Source organism: Vibrio sp. J2-3(2022), from assembly GCF_021725735.1.
GTDB lineage: Bacteria > Pseudomonadota > Gammaproteobacteria > Enterobacterales > Vibrionaceae > Vibrio > Vibrio diabolicus.
The window spans coordinates 406452-424452 of record NZ_JAKKCK010000004.1 but is presented as its reverse complement, the minus strand read 5'-3'; the positions used below and the strand labels follow the sequence as shown (position 1 = coordinate 424452).

General features: G+C 46.6%; 18 protein-coding genes. All 18 read left to right on the top strand.

Features of this window, described 5'->3' with window-relative positions:
- The first annotated feature begins 71 nt into the window (after positions 1 to 71).
- The gene (flhA, locus tag L3V27_RS17045; RefSeq protein ID WP_046875562.1) at positions 72 to 2171 is read left to right on the top strand and encodes a flagellar biosynthesis protein FlhA; all 2100 of its coding nucleotides are present in this window, start codon (positions 72 to 74) and stop codon (positions 2169 to 2171) included.
- A 28-nt stretch (positions 2172 to 2199) separates the two neighbouring features.
- Positions 2200 to 3717, top strand: a complete 1518-nt coding sequence (flhF, locus tag L3V27_RS17040; RefSeq protein ID WP_012841533.1) for a flagellar biosynthesis protein FlhF — start codon at positions 2200 to 2202, stop codon at positions 3715 to 3717.
- Between the two features lie 14 nt (positions 3718 to 3731).
- Entirely contained in the window at positions 3732 to 4619 is an 888-nt protein-coding gene (locus L3V27_RS17035) for a MinD/ParA family protein (protein ID WP_005380498.1), read from the top strand.
- Positions 4612 to 5346, top strand: coding sequence for an RNA polymerase sigma factor FliA (locus tag L3V27_RS17030; RefSeq protein WP_048625854.1), 735 nt, complete (start codon positions 4612 to 4614; stop codon positions 5344 to 5346). Before L3V27_RS17035 ends, L3V27_RS17030 begins: the two co-directional genes overlap by 8 nt.
- Positions 5347 to 5391: 45 nt before the next feature.
- Entirely contained in the window at positions 5392 to 5760 is a 369-nt protein-coding gene (cheY, locus tag L3V27_RS17025) for a chemotaxis response regulator CheY (RefSeq protein WP_017635949.1), read from the top strand.
- A gap of 120 nt (positions 5761 to 5880) precedes the next feature.
- Positions 5881 to 6621 carry a protein phosphatase CheZ gene (locus tag L3V27_RS17020; protein ID WP_006741709.1) on the top strand — a complete coding sequence of 247 codons (741 nt, stop codon included), beginning with the start codon at positions 5881 to 5883 and terminating at the stop codon, positions 6619 to 6621.
- 9 nt (positions 6622 to 6630) lie between these two features.
- Positions 6631 to 8865, top strand: coding sequence for a chemotaxis protein CheA (locus L3V27_RS17015; RefSeq protein WP_047008843.1), 2235 nt, complete (start codon positions 6631 to 6633; stop codon positions 8863 to 8865).
- 29 nt (positions 8866 to 8894) lie between these two features.
- Positions 8895 to 10007: a chemotaxis response regulator protein-glutamate methylesterase gene (locus L3V27_RS17010; RefSeq protein ID WP_237312380.1), complete on the top strand. Its 1113-nt coding sequence runs from the start codon at positions 8895 to 8897 to the stop codon at positions 10005 to 10007.
- Positions 10008 to 10015: 8 nt separating this feature from the next.
- Positions 10016 to 10795, top strand: a complete 780-nt coding sequence (locus L3V27_RS17005) for a ParA family protein (protein WP_006741712.1) — start codon at positions 10016 to 10018, stop codon at positions 10793 to 10795.
- Positions 10785 to 11861: a chemotaxis protein CheW gene (locus L3V27_RS17000; RefSeq protein WP_237312379.1), complete on the top strand. Its 1077-nt coding sequence runs from the start codon at positions 10785 to 10787 to the stop codon at positions 11859 to 11861. Before L3V27_RS17005 ends, L3V27_RS17000 begins: the two co-directional genes overlap by 11 nt.
- Before the next feature lie 35 nt (positions 11862 to 11896).
- Positions 11897 to 12391: a chemotaxis protein CheW gene (locus tag L3V27_RS16995; protein ID WP_005380507.1), complete on the top strand. Its 495-nt coding sequence runs from the start codon at positions 11897 to 11899 to the stop codon at positions 12389 to 12391.
- 14 nt (positions 12392 to 12405) lie between these two features.
- Positions 12406 to 12900 carry a DUF2802 domain-containing protein gene (locus tag L3V27_RS16990; protein WP_041853027.1) on the top strand — a complete coding sequence of 165 codons (495 nt, stop codon included), beginning with the start codon at positions 12406 to 12408 and terminating at the stop codon, positions 12898 to 12900.
- A 286-nt stretch (positions 12901 to 13186) separates the two neighbouring features.
- Positions 13187 to 13804, top strand: a complete 618-nt coding sequence (gene ccmA / locus L3V27_RS16985; RefSeq protein WP_012841536.1) for a cytochrome c biogenesis heme-transporting ATPase CcmA — start codon at positions 13187 to 13189, stop codon at positions 13802 to 13804.
- 1 nt (position 13805) lies between these two features.
- Positions 13806 to 14474 (top strand): heme exporter protein CcmB, encoded by a 669-nt coding sequence (ccmB, locus tag L3V27_RS16980; RefSeq protein ID WP_006741714.1) that lies wholly within the window; start codon positions 13806 to 13808, stop codon positions 14472 to 14474.
- 109 nt (positions 14475 to 14583) lie between these two features.
- The gene (locus L3V27_RS16975) at positions 14584 to 15327 is read left to right on the top strand and encodes a heme ABC transporter permease (protein ID WP_005394301.1); all 744 of its coding nucleotides are present in this window, start codon (positions 14584 to 14586) and stop codon (positions 15325 to 15327) included.
- A gap of 11 nt (positions 15328 to 15338) precedes the next feature.
- Positions 15339 to 15545 carry a heme exporter protein CcmD gene (gene ccmD / locus L3V27_RS16970; protein ID WP_005380515.1) on the top strand — a complete coding sequence of 69 codons (207 nt, stop codon included), beginning with the start codon at positions 15339 to 15341 and terminating at the stop codon, positions 15543 to 15545.
- On the top strand, positions 15542 to 16027 hold the full coding sequence (gene ccmE / locus L3V27_RS16965) for a cytochrome c maturation protein CcmE (RefSeq protein WP_005380516.1): 486 nt from the start codon (positions 15542 to 15544) through the stop codon (positions 16025 to 16027). The genes ccmD and ccmE overlap by 4 nt, the downstream gene beginning before the upstream one ends.
- On the top strand, positions 16024 to 18000 hold the full coding sequence (locus L3V27_RS16960) for a heme lyase CcmF/NrfE family subunit (RefSeq protein ID WP_005394299.1): 1977 nt from the start codon (positions 16024 to 16026) through the stop codon (positions 17998 to 18000). The genes ccmE and L3V27_RS16960 overlap by 4 nt, the downstream gene beginning before the upstream one ends.
- The last annotated feature ends 1 nt before the right edge of the window (position 18001 follow it).

Below are 18001 nucleotides of genomic sequence, written 5' to 3'. Positions count from 1 at the left end.
TAGGCCAAAGCGGTCGCGTATTAATAGTAAGAGCTAACGTGACGCTTCAATCGATTGAGATCTCTCGTAGTATGAAGTTAAGCCTGCCATTTGCAGATAAATTGCCACGAATCCCTCAGCGTGAAATGCCAGCTATTGGCGCACCGGTGATGGTTTTGGCCACCTTAGCGATGGTGGTGCTGCCTATTCCAGCCTTTTTGCTGGATATGTTCTTCACCTTTAACATCGCGTTGTCGATGGTGGTGTTGTTAGTGACCGTTTACACACGTCGTCCGTTGGACTTCGCCGCTTTTCCGACGGTACTGCTGATCGCAACCTTGTTGCGCTTGGCTTTGAACGTTGCTTCGACACGTGTCGTCTTACTGCATGGTCATGAAGGCGGCAACGCGGCAGGTAACGTAATTGAAGCGTTTGGTAATGTCGTTATTGGTGGTAACTACGCGGTCGGCTTAGTGGTTTTCCTCATCTTAATGATCATCAACTTTATGGTGGTGACCAAAGGTGCAGGTCGTATCTCTGAGGTAAGTGCTCGCTTCACCCTTGATGCGTTGCCAGGTAAGCAGATGGCGATTGATGCGGACTTAAATGCCGGATTGATAGACCAAGAACAAGCAAGAGTTCGTCGTTTTGAAGTGACAAAAGAAGCGGATTTCTACGGTTCAATGGATGGTGCCTCGAAGTTCGTAAAAGGTGACGCGATTGCCGGTATTTTGATTCTGTTTATCAACATCATTGGCGGTCTGTCGATCGGTATGGCGCAGTATGGATTGGGTTTCGGTGAGGCAATTGAAATCTATACTTTGCTGACGATTGGTGACGGCCTAGTTGCACAGATTCCATCGCTATTGCTGTCGATTGCAGCGGCGATGATGGTGACACGTCAAAACACCGATGAAGACATGGGGGAACAGCTGGTCTTCCAGATGTTCGATAACCCAAAAGCACTGATGATTACCGCAGCTATTCTCGGTGTGATGGGCATCGTACCGGGCATGCCACACTTTGCGTTTTTGAGTCTGGCGGTAGCGGCTGGCGCGGCGGCGTATTTCATCGATAAACGCCAAAAGCAGAAAGCGAAAGAACCGGCTTTACCAGCGAAAGCCGACGAAGGTACAGAGCCTTCATCACAACGCGAGCTTTCTTGGGACGACGTCCAGCCAGTCGATATTATTGGCCTAGAAGTGGGTTACCGCTTGATTCCGCTAGTGGACCGAGACCAAGGTGGAGAACTGTTAGAGCGCGTAAAAGGTGTGCGTAAAAAGCTATCGCAAGATTTTGGGTTTTTAATCCCTGCGGTTCACATACGTGACAACCTTGAACTGACGCCAAACAGCTATCGAATCACATTAATGGGGGTTGCGGTCGGCGAAGCTGAGATTCGTCCGGATCAAGAGCTAGCGATTAACCCAGGTCAGGTGTATGGCATGATTGATGGCGAGCCAACCATTGACCCTGCATTTGGACTGGAAGCTGTATGGATTCGCGAAGATCAGCGTGAGCATGCTCAGGCGTTAGGTTATACGGTTGTTGACTCATCGACAGTATTAGCGACGCACCTGAGCCAGTTATTGACTAATAACGCATCGCAGTTGATTGGTCATGAAGAAGTAGAGAATTTATTAGAAATGTTAGGACGCAGCGCGCCTAAGTTGGTTGAGAACTTTGTTCCTGATCAGTTGCCTTTAGGTGTGGTGGTGAAAGTCCTACAAAACTTGTTAAACGAGGCCATTCCAATCCGCGATATTCGCACGATTGTTCAAACTTTGGCTGAGTACTCAAGTAAGAGTCAAGAAGCTGACATATTGACGGCAGCAGTTCGAATTAGTCTGAAACGTCTAATTGTTCAAGAAATCAATGGTATAGAGCCTGAGCTGCCAGTGATTACTTTGATACCTGAACTGGAACAAATATTGCATCAAACTATGCAAGCATCAGGAGGCGAATCTGCGGGGATTGAACCGGGGCTCGCTGAACGATTGCAGTCTTCACTAAGCCAAGCGACACAGGAACAAGAATTGAAAGGCGAACCTGCCGTTCTGCTTACTTCCGGTGTATTACGCTCGACGTTGGCGAAATTTGTGAAGAACACAATACCTAATCTCCGGGTACTGTCTTACCAAGAAATCCCGGATGAAAAACAGATCAGAATTGTGCAAGCCGTGGGTAACTGATCTCACGCATCATTAATGGATTCATAGTTTGAAAATAAAGCGATTTTTTGCCAAAGACATGAGAACGGCGCTGCTCCAAGTGAAAGAGGAGTTAGGCGCGGAAGCGGTGATCATGTCAAACAAGAAAGTGGCTGGTGGGGTGGCGATTGTTGCGGCGATAGATAGTGAATCTAACCCGTCTCAAGCAAGCGCAGCGTCACAACAAAATCGCGGTGCTTCTCAATCGAATCGCTATAACGAACATCGTCAAATGTCATCGTCTTCTGCTGATCGTTATCAAGATCGTCATTTAGATGAAGATAAAATTAGCCTGAACAGTAATAACAGTAACAACGAAAAAACAGGCTCGATGACGCAGCGATTCGCTAACATGCTTAAGCAATATAGTGGTGGTGCAGCAGATGCTGACGATCATGTAGCGGAAAATGAAGATTCGCTCTCTGCTTTATTGCAACGCCAGAATAAGCATCGCGACGGCTACAACCAAGAAAAGCCAGCGCCATATCAACCAGATTCACCTTTGGCGAAGTTAATCGCACAAGATAATCGATTTGAGCGTCCAACGCCGAAGTTGGATCCGACACGCTATGATCGCCGCCGTCCAAGTGATGAGCGAGAAGAGTCTGCTGATGAGCTGGAGAGTATGCGCGAAGAGATGACGTCAATTCGTCGTCTTCTAGAGCATCAAGTCTCTGGCCTAATGTGGCAGGAAGTGGAACGTCGTGAGCCGCTCAGAGCAATGCTGATTAAGCGCTTAGAGCGTATGGGCGTTTCTCCGGAGTTAGCAGACCAAATGGCTTGCTATATCCCGGAAGATACAAAACCAGCGCGAGCGTGGAAAGCGCTGTTGTCGCTGGTGGCGGATCAAATCAATATTCCTAAACAGGACATTTTAAAACGTGGTGGTGTGGTCGCACTGTTAGGTCCGACGGGGGTGGGAAAAACAACCACCGTTGCGAAGCTCGCAGCACGTGCCGCCATGGAATACGGTGCCGACAATGTGGCCCTTGTGACAACAGATACATATCGCATAGGTGCACATGAGCAGCTCTCAATTTACGGAAGAATCATGGGTTGTCCCGTGAGAGTTGCTAAAGATTCTAACGAGTTAGCCGATGTTATATATCAGCTAAGAAACAGAAGACTGATTTTGGTCGATACGGCAGGGATGGGGCAACGAGATGTCAGGCTTTCTGAGCAGCTCGATACTCTAATGCAAGAGAGCGGAGAAGTGATTCACAGCTACCTTGTTTTGCCAGCTACCGCACAACGTCGCGTTCTACAAGAAACGCTGGATCACTTCCGACGCATACCACTTTCGGGTTGTATTATGACGAAGCTTGATGAGTCATTAAGTCTAGGCGAATTCATCAGTGTAGTGATTCAAAACGCAATGCCAGTGGCTTACATCGCTAATGGTCAGCGCGTGCCAGAAGACATTGTGATAGCGCAACCAAAATATATGCTTGCGAAAGCAAATGAACTGTTAGAGAAGTCGACAGAGAACGAACCTCACTTTTGGAACAGTGACAGTGAAGGACTCTAAGGCGGCGGACTACTATGACTGAGAATATGATACACGATCAAGCAAGCGGCCTCCGTCGCTTAACACAACCATCGTTGACCAAAGTGATTGCTGTTACTGGCGGCAAAGGTGGTGTGGGGAAATCAAACGTAACACTGGGTCTGGCGATTTGTATGGCTCGCCAAGGCAAGAAGGTGATGGTTCTCGACGCTGATTTAGGTCTGGCCAATGTGGACGTGATGCTCGGAATTCGTGCAAAACGTAATCTAGGACATGTCTTAGCGGGTGAATGTGAGCTAAAAGATGCGATTGTCGAAGGGCCTTATGGTATAAAGATAATCCCTGCAACTTCTGGCACACAGAGCATGACTGAGCTTTCTCACGCTCAACATGCTGGACTCATTCGAGCATTTGGTAGTCTTGAAGACGAAATGGACGTCCTGCTGATAGATACCGCCGCAGGCATTTCTGACATGGTAATCAGTTTTTCGCGAGCAGCTCAAGATGTCGTTGTGGTTGTGTGTGATGAACCAACTTCAATCACAGATGCATATGCGTTAATTAAGCTGTTAAGTAAAGAACACCAGGTCCAACGCTTTAAAGTTGTAGCAAATATGGTCAGAAGCTACCGTGAAGGGCGAGAATTGTTTGCAAAGTTGACGCTAGTCACAGAGCGATTCTTGAATGTCAGCCTTGAACTCGTAGCATGTATTCCATTAGATGATAAAGTACGACAGGCTGTAAAAAGACAAAAAATTGTCGTTGATGCGTTCCCTCGCTCACCTGCCGCTTTAGCTATCAGCTCACTAGCAAACAAAGCGTTAACGTGGCCACTACCGAAAACACCAAGTGGACACTTGGAATTTTTTGTGGAAAGGTTGCTAAATCGTACCGAATTCGCAGAGGACCCTTTTGGTGAATAAAGCGATAACCTATGACCAACATGGCAAGTTTAATAGCCAGCAAGCGTTTATAGAGCGCTACTCAGTGTTGGTTAAGCGCATTGCTCACCACCTATTAGGCCGTTTACCGCCGAGTGTTCAGGTAGAGGATTTAATTCAGGCCGGCATGATCGGTCTTATCGAAGCTCAGCAGAATTATGATGGTTCTAAAGGTGCGAGCTTTGAAACTTATGCAGGTATCCGTATTCGCGGTGCAATGTTAGATGACATGCGCAAAGGCGATTGGGTACCGCGTTCTGTTCATAAAAATAATCGAGAGATTAACCAAGCGATTGCGGAACTGGAAGGCGAATTAAATAGAGATCCTACTGATTCTGAAGTAGCCACGCATCTCGGTATGACACTGGATCAATATCATAGTGCTCTGACCGATATCAACTGCTCAAAATTAGTCGGTATTGAAGATTTAGGCGTTTCTGATGATGTGATTTCGCCTGCAGATGAAACTGATGACAGTAACCCATTCAAAGGGGTTGCCGACGAATCATTTCGAAAAGCACTGGTTGAATCAATAAAACAGCTTCCAGAGCGTGAAGCTTTGGTACTTTCGCTTTATTATGATGAAGAACTCAATTTGAAAGAAATTGGCGATGTGTTAGGCGTAAGCGAATCTCGCGTAAGTCAAATACTGAGTCAAGCGATGCAACGTTTGCGCACCAAGCTCAGTGCGTGGACACAAAATGACTAAAAACACTGATTTTACGATTCAGTGGAGGCAATTTTGAATAAAAACATGAAGATCCTTATTGTTGATGATTTCTCAACAATGCGCCGTATTGTTAAAAACCTGCTTCGTGACTTGGGTTTCAATAACACTCAAGAAGCGGACGATGGTTTAACCGCATTACCAATGCTGAAAAAAGGTGACTTCGATTTTGTTGTAACTGACTGGAACATGCCAGGTATGCAAGGCATCGATTTGCTTAAACACATCCGCGCGGATGCAGAACTTAAGCATTTGCCAGTTCTAATGATCACGGCTGAAGCGAAGCGTGAGCAGATCATTGAAGCTGCTCAAGCAGGCGTAAACGGCTACATTGTTAAGCCATTTACTGCTGCAACATTAAAAGAAAAATTAGATAAAATTTTCGAGCGTTTATAACTCTCTCTTTTTCTCTTTGTTATTCGAGTCATTCATACCAATTATTAAATACCTATTAAATGACTCGTTTAGCGTTTTTAAAGTGATAAGAAGAACTAAACGTAAAAGGGTCTATTCAGAATGATCTCACTAGAGCAGGCGAAGTCACTCGTTCAAATGCTAGAAAACGGGGAACAAGACCAAGCCAATATGCTTGTTGCCTCGATCTACGAAGGTGCCGAGAATCCAATGCTGCAAGAAATTGGAGCCTTAACTCGAGACCTTCACGAATCACTCAAGCAGTTCAGTCTCGATCAGCGCATGACCGAAATTGCGAAAGACGAAATCCCTAACGCAAGGGATCGTCTTAATTATGTGATCGAGAAGACAGAGCTAGCAGCCAACAAAACGATGGATGCAGTCGACTGCTGCCTTCCTATCGCTGACAACCTGCATGATTGCCTTCAGAAAGTTCGTCCTCAATGGAATGAACTCATGCACGGGCGCATCGAATTAAGCGAATTCAAAGCACTTTGTCACCGAATCGACGAGCTATTAGTTCAAGTCGAAGGTGACAGCACTGAGTTGCGTGGTCAATTGACCGAAATTCTCATGGCGCAAGACTTCCAAGACCTAACTGGCCAAATTATTCGCCGCGTAATTACGTTGGTAAATGAAGTAGAAGGCCGCTTAGTGGAAATCCTAACCGTATTCTCTGGAAATAAACCTGAAGAACACATTCAAGTTTTGTCAGAACCGGCAGATAAAAAGAATACACAAACAAGCGAAGCCGAAGGCCCGATTCTTCATCCAGAACTGAGAGAAGATGCGGTTTCATCGCAGGACGAAGTCGATGACTTGTTGTCCAGTCTTGGATTTTAAAGGTAACGTATGAGCTACGATTTAGACGAAGATATTCTTCAGGACTTTCTCATTGAGGCTGGGGAAATTCTCGAACTGCTTTCTGAGCAGTTGGTTGAATTGGAAAATAACCCAGAAGACAAAGACTTACTTAATGCAATTTTCCGTGGGTTTCACACCGTAAAAGGCGGTGCTGGCTTCCTGTCTTTGGCAGAGCTAGTCGATACTTGTCATGGTGCGGAGAACGTGTTCGACGTTTTACGAAACGGCCAACGCACGGTCACGCAAAACTTAATGGATACGATGCTAAAAGCGTTGGATACGGTCAATACCCAGTTCCAAGCTGTTCAAGATCGTGAGCCATTGGAAGCTGCGGATCCTGCCCTTCTTGAAGAACTTCATCGTCTATGTAAACCTGAATCAGAAGATGAAGTCGCTGCAACCGTGGTTGAAGAACCAGTGGTTACTCCTGAACCTGTCATTCCTGAGCCTGTTATTGAAGAACCTGCCGCTCCAGCGTCAAGTGTCGGCTCTGTTGATGAAATTACCCAAGACGAATTCGAAAAGCTGCTGGATGAGCTTCATGGTAAAGGCTCAGCTCCAGGCGCTTCAGAACCTGCGACACCAACAACGCCATCAGAGCCCCCTCAATCAAGTGCGCCATCAGTTGAAAGTGGCGATATCACTGACGATGAATTTGAGCGTCTACTTGACGAACTTCACGGCGTTGGCAAAAGTCCATCAGCGGCAGAGGCTGCAGCATCTGCACCAGCAGAACCTCCTAAAGCGGCAGAACCAGCTGCGCCAGTTGCATCGTCAGCAAATCAAGATAGTGACTTAATGACGGACGAAGAGTTCGAAAAGTTACTCGATGAGCTACATGGTGCGGGCAAAGGTCCCACTCTGGAAGAACTGGATATGGCAACGAAGCCGGCATCAGCAAACGTAGAGGAAAGCCCTGCGAAACCTGAGCCTGCGGTTAAGCCAGCACCAGCAGCTCCAACTCCGGCTCCAGCACCAAAGCCAGAATCTAAACCTGTCGCGGTGAAAGAAGAGGCGAAAGCGCCAGCGGTTAAAAAGCCTCAGGCAGAGGCAACCGTTCGTGTCGATACCTCAACGCTTGATACCATCATGAACATGGTAGGTGAGCTTGTATTGGTCCGAAACCGTCTATTAAGCCTTGGTTTGAACAGCGACAATGAAGAAATGTCCAAAGCGGTCGCCAACCTTGATGTCGTAACGGCGGATCTGCAAGGCGCGGTAATGAAAACGCGTATGCAGCCAATCAAGAAAGTATTTGGCCGTTTCCCACGCGTTGTCCGTGACTTGGCGCGCAACCTAAATAAAGACATCGTGTTGGAAATGCGCGGTGAAGAAACCGATCTCGATAAAAACCTTGTAGAAGCATTGGCTGATCCATTGATTCACTTGGTTCGTAACTCGGTTGACCACGGTATTGAAATGCCAGACGACCGCGCGAAAGCAGGTAAATCACGCACAGGTAAAGTGATTTTGTCTGCATCACAAGAAGGGGATCACATTGAGCTATCCATCGTAGATGATGGCGGCGGTATGGACCCGAACAAACTGCGTGGTATCGCGGTTAAGCGCGGCATGATGGACGAAGATGCAGCGGCCCGTTTAACAGACAAAGAGTGCTTCAACCTTATCTTTGCGCCAGGTTTCTCAAGTAAAGATAAAATTTCTGACATCTCTGGCCGTGGCGTTGGCATGGATGTGGTTAAGACGGCTATCAACACCTTAAATGGTTCAATCGATATCGATTCTGAGCTAGGTAAAGGCACTAAGATCACCATCAAAGTACCACTGACGCTTGCGATCCTACCAACACTGATGGTTGGTGTTGGCGGTCATCCGTTTGCGCTGCCACTGGCATCGGTGAGCGAAATTTTCCACTTGGATCTGAGTCGCACAAACGTGGTAGATGGTCAGTTGACGATCATTGTGCGTGAAAAATCTATCCCGCTATTTTACTTACAGAACTGGTTAGCATCCAAATCACAAAACGTCGAAGAGCGTACTGGTCACGGTCATGTGGTTATTGTACAGATCGGTAACCAGCGCGTTGGTTTTGTTGTGGATACGCTTATTGGTCAAGAAGAAGTGGTTATTAAGCCACTCGATAATCTATTGCAAGGCACTCCGGGCATGGCTGGTGCAACAATCACTAGCGATGGCCATATTGCATTAATTCTAGATGTGCCTGATTTACTTAAGCGATATGCTGCGGCTTCACGCCTTTAAGCAAAGCTGACGTTATTAAAAGGAATAAGATGGCGATTAAAGTACTAGTCGTTGATGATTCGAGTTTTTTTCGACGTCGCGTGAGCGAAATCATCAACTCAGAATCGCGCCTAGAAGTGATTGACGTTGCGGTAAATGGCAGAGAGGCGGTTGAGAAAGCCAAATCTCTTAAACCGGACGTCATCACGATGGATATTGAAATGCCAGTGATGGATGGCATTACCGCTGTGCGTGAAATCATGGCAGCGGCTCCAACGCCAATCCTAATGTTTTCGTCCCTGACTCATGACGGGGCGAAAGCCACGCTTGATGCGCTAGATGCGGGCGCATTGGATTTCTTGCCGAAAAAGTTTGAAGACATCGCACGTAACCGCGAAGAAGCGGTGTCACTGCTTCAGCAACGTGTTATTCAGATTGCTTCGAAGCGCGCTTTTATGCGTCGACCAATCACTCGCGCTGCTGCGAGTACCAGTGCGGCAGCTCGTCCACTAGGTTCAAGAACGGCTTCGCCAGCGACTCCAGCTCCTGCTCGACCGGCTGCGGCAAAGTTCCGAGCCTCTGGTAAGAAGTATCAACTGACCGCAATTGGCACGTCGACTGGTGGTCCGGTTGCTTTGCAAAAAATTCTGACGCGTTTACCGATGAACTACCCGCATCCGATCGTATTGATCCAACATATGCCAGCAACCTTTACTGCTGCATTTGCCAGCCGTTTGAATACCTTGTGTAAGATTCAAGTGAAAGAAGCACAAGATGGCGACGTCTTGCAGCCAGGTGTGGCATACCTTGCTCCAGGTGGTAAGCAAATGATGGTGGATGGTCGAGCGGGGGCTGCTCGTCTTCGCATCATTGATGGCGGCGACCGCATGAACTACAAACCATGTGTGGATGTGACTTTTGGTTCTGCAGCCAAAGTATACGGTGACAAAGTACTCTCTTTAGTGCTGACTGGCATGGGTGCAGACGGTCGTGAAGGCGCTCGTATGTTGAAGTCTTCAGGCTCAACTATTTGGGCTCAAGATGAAGAAAGTTGTGTTGTTTATGGTATGCCCCAAGCTGTTGCTAAAGCAGGCATTTCTTCAGAAGATTTACCGCTTGACCGCATTGCAGAACGCATGTTGGTGGAAGTTGGCCTAGCGTAGGATTCATCATGATTGTTTGGAGTGTAGCTAACCAGAAAGGTGGCGTGGGTAAAACCACCTCAACAGTAACATTAGCGGGTTTGCTGAGTCAAAAAGGTCATCGCGTACTGATGGTCGATACTGACCCTCACGCATCACTGACTACCTATCTTGGTTATGATCCTGACGCAGTAACTTCGAGCCTATTTGATTTATTCCAGTTGAAGACATTCTCTCGTGAAACGGTGAGGCCGTTAATCCTAGAGACAAAACTGGAAGGGATGGATATCATTCCCGCGCATATGTCCCTTGCGACGCTTGATCGTGTCATGGGGAATCGCAGTGGGATGGGATTGATCTTAAAACGAGCTCTACAAGCGGTCTCACAAGACTATGATTATGTGTTGATTGACTGCCCGCCAATTCTTGGTGTGATGATGGTCAACGCACTGGCCGCCAGTGACCGAATTTTGATTCCCGTTCAAACCGAGTTTTTGGCGATGAAAGGCTTGGAACGCATGATGCGCACGTTAACCATTATGCAAAAGTCTCGTCCGGGTGGTTTCAAAGTGACTATCGTTCCAACGATGTATGACAAGCGCACCAAAGCGTCTTTGCAGACATTGATGCAACTGAAGAAAGATTACCCAAATCAAGTATGGACCTCTGCGGTGCCGATTGATACCAAGTTCCGTGATGCTAGTTTAAAGCATTTGCCAGCATCGCATTTTGCATCTGGTAGTCGCGGTGTGTTTGCGTATAAACAGTTATTGATTTACCTGGAGAGGTTAGCGTTCGATGAGCAGTAACGACGTGCTTTCCAGTGAACAAGCGCTTGATGACTACTTTAATGCGCTATTGGGTGATGAGGCTGAAGCAACGACTCTTGAGGAAGAGCTTGACTTGCTGGCTCAAGAAATATCATCTGCAGAGCCAGAGCCAGAGCCAGAGCCAGAGCCAGAGCCAGAGCCAGAGCCAGAGCCAGAGCCAGAGCCAGAGCCAGAGCCAGAATTGCAGTTTCAATACTCGGAGCCGGAAACTTACCAGTTTCAAGAAGCGTACCCGCCAGAATTGGAAGCCCCAAATCTGGAAGATGTGCAAAGGTTATTAAGTCAGCTTGAAGCAAGCAACCCTGTAGCCGAGTTAGATATTGATAGTATTCTTGAACAAAATACGATTGATATTGCAGCAGAAATAAAAGCGGCTGAGCCAGAAGTGCAAACCGTTAGTGAGGCGTCCGAGTTACAAACAGTTGAAGAGATACAAGACTGGGTGATTGATGCGCCAGTTTTTGAGGGAACTCAGCCAGAACTGGTTGAACCTCAATCGGTGATTGAGCATGATGTCAATATAGAATCGAACGTTGATACCGAGCTCGAGACACAAACAGGTTCCGAAATACCAACTGACTGGGAAAGCACGAAGCGAAGTGAAGATTTTCAAGTGCTTTACTTTGATGTGAATGATGTCACGTTTGCCGTACCGCTTGATGAGTTAGGTGGTATTCATCGCATCAGCGAACTTAACCATTTGATAGGAAAGCCCGCCTGGTATTTGGGGCTACAAACAAATCGTGAGCAACAGTTTGATGTCGTCGATACCGCGAAATGGGTGATGGCAGATAAGCTTCGCGATGACAGTTACAAAGATAATTACCAATACGTTGTCATGCTTGGAGAGAGCATGTGGGGGCTGGCCAGTAACCAACTAATGGGGACGGAAATGCTCAATATCGACAAGGTTCGCTGGCGTGAACAGGCGGGTAAACGCCCTTGGCTAGCGGGCATGGTAAAAGAAAAAATGTGCGCCTTAATTCATGTCCAGGCGCTCATTGACATGCTAAACGCCGGTTTAGATGTCAAATCACTGAATTAGATTTAAGTCGGGAACGACATTAACGAGGATTAACTATGTCTCAAGCTTTTGAAGTAGAAGTGAAGAAAGATGCATCGAATGACGAAGTTCTTCAGTGGGTGACGTTCCAGCTAGAAGAAGAAACGTACGGCATCAACGTAATGCAAGTTCGTGAAGTACTTCGTTATACTGAAATTGCACCCGTTCCAGGTGCGCCAGATTATGTTCTGGGTATCATCAACCTGCGTGGTAACGTGGTTACTGTTATCGACACGCGTTCACGTTTCGGCCTGATGGAAGGCGAAGTTACAGATAATACTCGTATTATTGTGATAGAGTCAGAGCGTCAAGTGATTGGTATTTTGGTAGATAGTGTGGCAGAAGTGGTTTACCTACGTTCTTCTGAAATTGACACGACGCCTTCTGTTGGTACTGATGAAAGCGCGAAGTTCATCCAAGGTGTGAGCAACCGTGACGGCAAGCTTCTTATCCTTGTGGATTTGAACAAGCTCCTAACGGATGACGAATGGGACGAGATGGCTCACCTATAATGGGCTGAATAATGATGGCTGAAGAGACTCTTTTATCTGTTCCATTCCTTGCGGGTGGCGTCGCTTTTATCGTGTTGGTGTTGGTTGTTTTGCAACTGCGCATTCGCTCGGGGTTGCAAAAGCAAGTAGACCAGCAACGAGCACAGTCTCGACATGTAGATAAAGAAGTACAAAAGTTGAGTAAGCAGTTACTCGAAGTGCGTTCGGTTGTCGTTGGTCTTGGACAAAAAGTAACGGAACAACAAGACATTATTCAGCACCTAAACGAGAGAATTCGTGAACTCGAACACGCTGATACTGATGGTCGCTTGTACAGTCGAGCTTCTAAAATGGTACAGCTTGGTGCAGATATCAATGAGCTCATTGAAGAGTGTGAACTGCCAAAAGCTGAAGCGGAATTGATGCTTTCACTACAGAAAAAACTGGCGGGAAAAGAGAAAATTCCACCACTAAGCGGTCAGCCATCAGATGATGCAGAATACCCGGCGCGTGGACGTCGTCGACGCTAAAGGTTTTAAAGCGATAAAAAGAGGCGATAAGCCTCTTTTTTTGTGTTCGGTTACTAATTATCTTTTTGCAATACAGCCCTAGATTACCTTAAGCTCTTTTCATTCTTAGCACTCGCTCCCCAAGTTACAATGAGAGCTTATAACTACTTATAGTTAATTTTATTAAAGTGTGACGATTAATTAACAAAAATACATGAACTTACATACATCCCAGCCCTCTTATCCTGTTTTGTCATAACTAAGCTGTGCTAATATAGCACTTCGTTCATTTTTTAGTTGAAGCTCTATGTTAGAAGTATCTAACCTGACAGCGATCCGTGATGAGAGGGTCCTGTTTGAAAACCTGCAGTTTGAAATTAAGCCTGGTGAATTGGTCCAGATAGAAGGGCGCAATGGTACTGGCAAAACTACGTTACTACGTATTGTGACAGGTTTAGGTGATAGAGAAGAAGGCATCATTAAGTGGAAAGGAGAAGAGGTTGAAAAATCTCGTGATGTTTTCCATCAAGATCTGCTGTTCTTAGGGCATCAAACTGGAGTGAAACGAGAGCTTACCGCACTAGAAAACTTACGTTTTTACCAATCTATTCAAAATAACCGCTCTTCTGACGAAGAAATCTTCACTGCTTTAACTCAAGTTGGTTTAGCCGGTCGAGAAGATGTGCCTGTAGCACAGCTTTCCGCAGGTCAGCAACGACGAGTGGCACTAGCAAGGTTATGGCTCAGTAAGCAAATTTTATGGATTTTAGATGAACCGTTGACCGCCATCGATAAGCAAGGCGTCAAAGTGCTTGAATCTTTGTTCGCAAGTCACGCTGATAATGGCGGTATTGTCGTGTTGACGACGCATCAAGATATGTTTTCGGACAGCCCGAAACTTAGAAAAATAAAGTTGGGTGATTGATATGATTCCATCTATGACCACCATCATTCGCCGCGAGCTACTGATAGCATTTCGCCGTCAGGCAGACATTCTGAACCCGCTTTGGTTCTTTATTATTGTTATTACTCTGTTTCCTCTTAGTATCGGCCCTGAACCAAATTTGTTAGCACGTATTGCAGCGGGCATTGTTTGGGTTGCCGCATTGCTATCCGCCTTATTATCATTAGAGCGTCTATTTCGTGATGATTTTCAAGACGGTGCATTGGAACAAATGATGCTAATGCCGATTCCATTGCAACTTGTAGTGGTTTCAAAGGTCATAGCTCATTGGTTGTTAACAGGGTTACCTCTGATCCTAATTAGCCCATTATTGGCGGTTTTACTTTCGCTTGATTTCAATACTTGGCTATCTGTTGTACTAACCTTGATGATCGGTACACCGACACTAAGTTTTATTGGAGCTATTGGTGTGGCTTTGACGGTTGGGTTGCAAAAGGGGGGCGTTCTTTTGAGTTTGCTTATTCTTCCGCTCTACATCCCAATTTTGATTTTCGCAACATCAGCAATTGATGCCGCCGCGCTTGGTATGGCGTATAACGGTCAACTAGCAATTTTAGGTGCGATGCTAATGGGAGCGATGACGTTAACGCCTTTTGCCATTAGTGCCGCATTGAGAGTTAGTGTTAACTAACTCAATAAAGTGCCAATGAAGCGGCGCTTGATCAAAGAATTATTATTAAAGCACTGCTACGGTCTCAGCCCTTTAGACAGTGTCCCTGAAGTAAGAGTGAGAACAAAACATGTGGAAATGGCTACATCCTTATGCCAAGCCAGAAACCGCTTACCGTTTGAGTGGTAAGTTTCTGCCTTGGTTTTCTGTATTGGCCCTCGTATGCTTATCGGTTGGTACGGTTTGGGGGCTTGCATTTGCGCCTTCAGATTACCAACAAGGTGACAGTTTCCGAATCATCTATATTCACGTCCCATCAGCTATTTGGTCTATGGGCGTTTATATGTCGATGGCGATTGCGGCATTTATTGGCTTAGTATGGCAAGTACGTCTATCTGATATGGCGGCGCTTGCGATGGCGCCGATTGGTGCGGTATTTACCTTCATTGCTCTACTTACTGGTGCCGTTTGGGGTAAGCCAATGTGGGGCACTTGGTGGGTATGGGACGCCCGTCTTACTTCAGAATTGATTCTTCTATTTCTCTACCTTGGTGTTATTGCGCTTTATCACGCGTTTGACGATCAGAAAACAGCTGCAAAAGCGGCGGGTATTTTAGCGATCGTAGGCGTCGTGAACCTACCTATCATTCACTTTTCCGTAGAATGGTGGAACACGCTTCACCAAGGCGCGACGATCACGAAATTTGAACAACCTTCTATTTCATCCGACATGCTTTGGCCGTTATTGCTAAACATCTTTGGCTTTGCGTTCTTCTTTGGTGCAGTGACGATGGTACGTTTTCGTAACGAAATCATCAGTAAAGAAAGTCACCGCCCTTGGGTGCGCAAACTCGCAACAGAACAAACTCAGTGAGGTAATTGATTATGCATTTTGAATCTCTGAGCGACTTTTTTGCCATGGGTGGCTACGCATCATACGTATGGAGTGCGTTTGGTATTACTTTCTTATCCATGCTGATTCTTCTGATCACTAGCCTTCGCCGCGGTGATGCATTATTGAAAGAAGTGAAAGCAAAAATTGACCGTCAAGCTCGTATCGACGCAGCGAAGAACATGGAGAACACCTTATGAACCCGAGACGTAAAAAGAGGCTAGGTATCGTACTAGCGATCTTTATCGGTATTAGTGCCACCATTGGTTTGATACTTTATGCGCTTAACCAAAATATGGACCTTTTCTACACTCCAACGGAATTGGTTAATGGTAAGCCAGATGGCACCAAGCCAGAAGTAGGCCAGCGTCTGCGTATTGGTGGTATGGTGGTTGTGGGCTCGGTTCGTCGAGATCCTAATTCTTTGAAAGTGAGTTTTGACCTGCACGATGTCGGTCCTAAAGTGACGATTACTTATGACGGTATTCTTCCTGACTTGTTCCGTGAAGGGCAGGGTATTGTGGCTCAAGGTGTACTGAAAGATGCCACGACAGTTGAGGCATTTGAGGTCCTAGCGAAGCACGATGAAGAATACATGCCACCAGAAATTGCGGAAGCGATGAAGAAAACGCATGAACCGCTTCAATACAGCACAGAACAGAAACAAGGAAGCGGCCAATGATTGCTGAAATCGGTCACTTTGCTCTCATTCTTTCGCTTGCAATGGCTGTGCTGCTGAGCGTATTGCCATTGTGGGGAGCATCGAATAATAACACCATGCTCATGAACACAGCGCGACCGCTATCTTGGTCTATGTTCCTAATGCTGTTGTTCTCTTTCGCCATTTTATGTTGGGGATTTTATACCAACGACTTCACGTTACAGTATGTAGCGAGCAACTCGAATAGTCAGCTTCCTTGGTACTACCGTTTAACCGCAGTATGGGGTGCACACGAAGGTTCACTGTTGCTATGGGTTTTAATCCAGGCTGCTTGGACTGTCGCTGTAGCGACATTCAGTCGTGGTATGCCGCAAGAGTCGGTTGCACGTGTACTTGCCGTAATGGGCATGATCTCAGTGGGTTTCCTACTGTTTATCATCTTAACGTCAAACCCATTCCTACGTACGTTACCTTTCTTCCCGGTTGACGGGCGTGACTTGAACCCTCTGCTTCAAGACCCTGGTTTGATTGTTCACCCGCCAATGCTTTACATGGGCTACGTTGGTTTCTCGGTTGCCTTCTCTTTTGCGATCGCATCCCTAATGACCGGACGCCTTGATACGGCTTGGGCCCGTTGGTCTCGTCCTTGGACTACCGCTGCATGGGTATTTTTAACACTCGGTATCGCACTAGGCTCTTGGTGGGCTTACTACGAACTTGGCTGGGGTGGTTGGTGGTTCTGGGATCCAGTAGAAAACGCATCATTCATGCCTTGGTTAGCGGGTACCGCATTAATGCACTCTCTTGCCGTGACAGAAAAACGCGGAACATTTAAAGCGTGGACGGTACTATTGGCAATCTCTGCATTTTCGTTGAGTTTGTTGGGCACATTCTTAGTCCGTTCCGGTATTTTAGTATCGGTGCACGCGTTCGCGTCTGACCCGTCGCGCGGTATGTTTATTCTAGGCTTCCTCGTTTTCGTTATCGGCGGCTCTTTATTGCTGTTTGCCGTGAAAGGGGCGGCAGTGCGTGTGCGAGGTAACTTCGACTTAGTCTCTCGTGAAAATGCGCTCTTAGCCAACAACGTATTACTTATCGCAGCACTTGTTGTGGTGTTAGTGGGGACATTATTGCCGCTCGTACATAAGCAGCTTGGTTTGGGGTCGGTTTCTATCGGTGCTCCATTCTTCGACATGCTGTTTGCGTGGTTGATGATGCCATTTGCTTTCCTACTTGGTATTGGTCCACTTATCCGTTGGAAGCGAGACAATTTATCTAAACTTGTGAAACCAATGCTCGTTTCAGGTGTGCTTGCTTTTGCTTTGGCCGCGGTATGCGTATACCTGTTTGCCGACTTCTTCTCAACTATGGCTTACATTGGCTGGGTAATGGCGATTTGGATTATTGCAATGCATGGCTTTGAACTATATGAGCGTGCAACGCACCGTCATAGCTTTAGTGAAGGTGTTCGTAAGCTGCAGCGTAGCCATTGGGCGATGATGTTGGGTCATGTTGGTCTGGCGGTATCTGTTATCGGTATTGCGATGGTACAGAACTACAGCATCGAGCGTGATGTACGTTTAGCACCTGGCGAACACTTCCAAATTCAAGGTTATGATTTCTACTTCTCAGGCCTGCGTGATAAAGATGGTCCAAACTACGATGGCTACATCGCGGATTTTGAGATCACACATGATGGCAAATACGTGAATACGCTTCACGCTGAGAAGCGCTTCTACCGTACGGCTAAGTCTATGATGACCGAAGCTGCCATTGACCGTGGAATTAGTCGTGACTTATACATTGCAATGGGTGAACGTTTAGACGACAACCGATCTTGGGCTGTTCGTATTTACTATAAACCGTTCGTTCGTTGGATTTGGGCTGGCTCTTTGATTATGGCGTTAGGCGGTGCATTAGCGATTTCAGATAAGCGTTATCGCTTCCGTAAATCTTCAAAGAAAAACGCGAAGTCAAAAGAGCAGGAGGCATAAC

Excerpts from the sequence above, each read along its gene's own strand:
- ccmE (WP_005380516.1), top strand. The coding sequence starts at position 15,542 with ATGAACCCGAGACGTAAAAAGAGGCTAGGTATCGTACTAGCGATCTTT.
- ccmA (WP_012841536.1), top strand. The coding sequence starts at position 13,187 with ATGTTAGAAGTATCTAACCTGACAGCGATCCGTGATGAGAGGGTCCTG.
- ccmB (WP_006741714.1), top strand. The coding sequence starts at position 13,806 with ATGATTCCATCTATGACCACCATCATTCGCCGCGAGCTACTGATAGCA.
- L3V27_RS17015 (WP_047008843.1), top strand. The coding sequence starts at position 6,631 with ATGAGCTACGATTTAGACGAAGATATTCTTCAGGACTTTCTCATTGAG.
- ccmD (WP_005380515.1), top strand. The coding sequence starts at position 15,339 with ATGCATTTTGAATCTCTGAGCGACTTTTTTGCCATGGGTGGCTACGCA.
- L3V27_RS17035 (WP_005380498.1), top strand. The coding sequence starts at position 3,732 with ATGACTGAGAATATGATACACGATCAAGCAAGCGGCCTCCGTCGCTTA.
- L3V27_RS16960 (WP_005394299.1), top strand. The coding sequence starts at position 16,024 with ATGATTGCTGAAATCGGTCACTTTGCTCTCATTCTTTCGCTTGCAATG.
- L3V27_RS17005 (WP_006741712.1), top strand. The coding sequence starts at position 10,016 with ATGATTGTTTGGAGTGTAGCTAACCAGAAAGGTGGCGTGGGTAAAACC.
- flhA (WP_046875562.1), top strand. The coding sequence starts at position 72 with ATGAAGTTAAGCCTGCCATTTGCAGATAAATTGCCACGAATCCCTCAG.
- L3V27_RS16990 (WP_041853027.1), top strand. The coding sequence starts at position 12,406 with ATGGCTGAAGAGACTCTTTTATCTGTTCCATTCCTTGCGGGTGGCGTC.
- cheY (WP_017635949.1), top strand. The coding sequence starts at position 5,392 with ATGAAGATCCTTATTGTTGATGATTTCTCAACAATGCGCCGTATTGTT.
- L3V27_RS16995 (WP_005380507.1), top strand. The coding sequence starts at position 11,897 with ATGTCTCAAGCTTTTGAAGTAGAAGTGAAGAAAGATGCATCGAATGAC.
- L3V27_RS17020 (WP_006741709.1), top strand. The coding sequence starts at position 5,881 with ATGATCTCACTAGAGCAGGCGAAGTCACTCGTTCAAATGCTAGAAAAC.
- L3V27_RS17000 (WP_237312379.1), top strand. The coding sequence starts at position 10,785 with ATGAGCAGTAACGACGTGCTTTCCAGTGAACAAGCGCTTGATGACTAC.
- L3V27_RS16975 (WP_005394301.1), top strand. The coding sequence starts at position 14,584 with ATGTGGAAATGGCTACATCCTTATGCCAAGCCAGAAACCGCTTACCGT.
- L3V27_RS17010 (WP_237312380.1), top strand. The coding sequence starts at position 8,895 with ATGGCGATTAAAGTACTAGTCGTTGATGATTCGAGTTTTTTTCGACGT.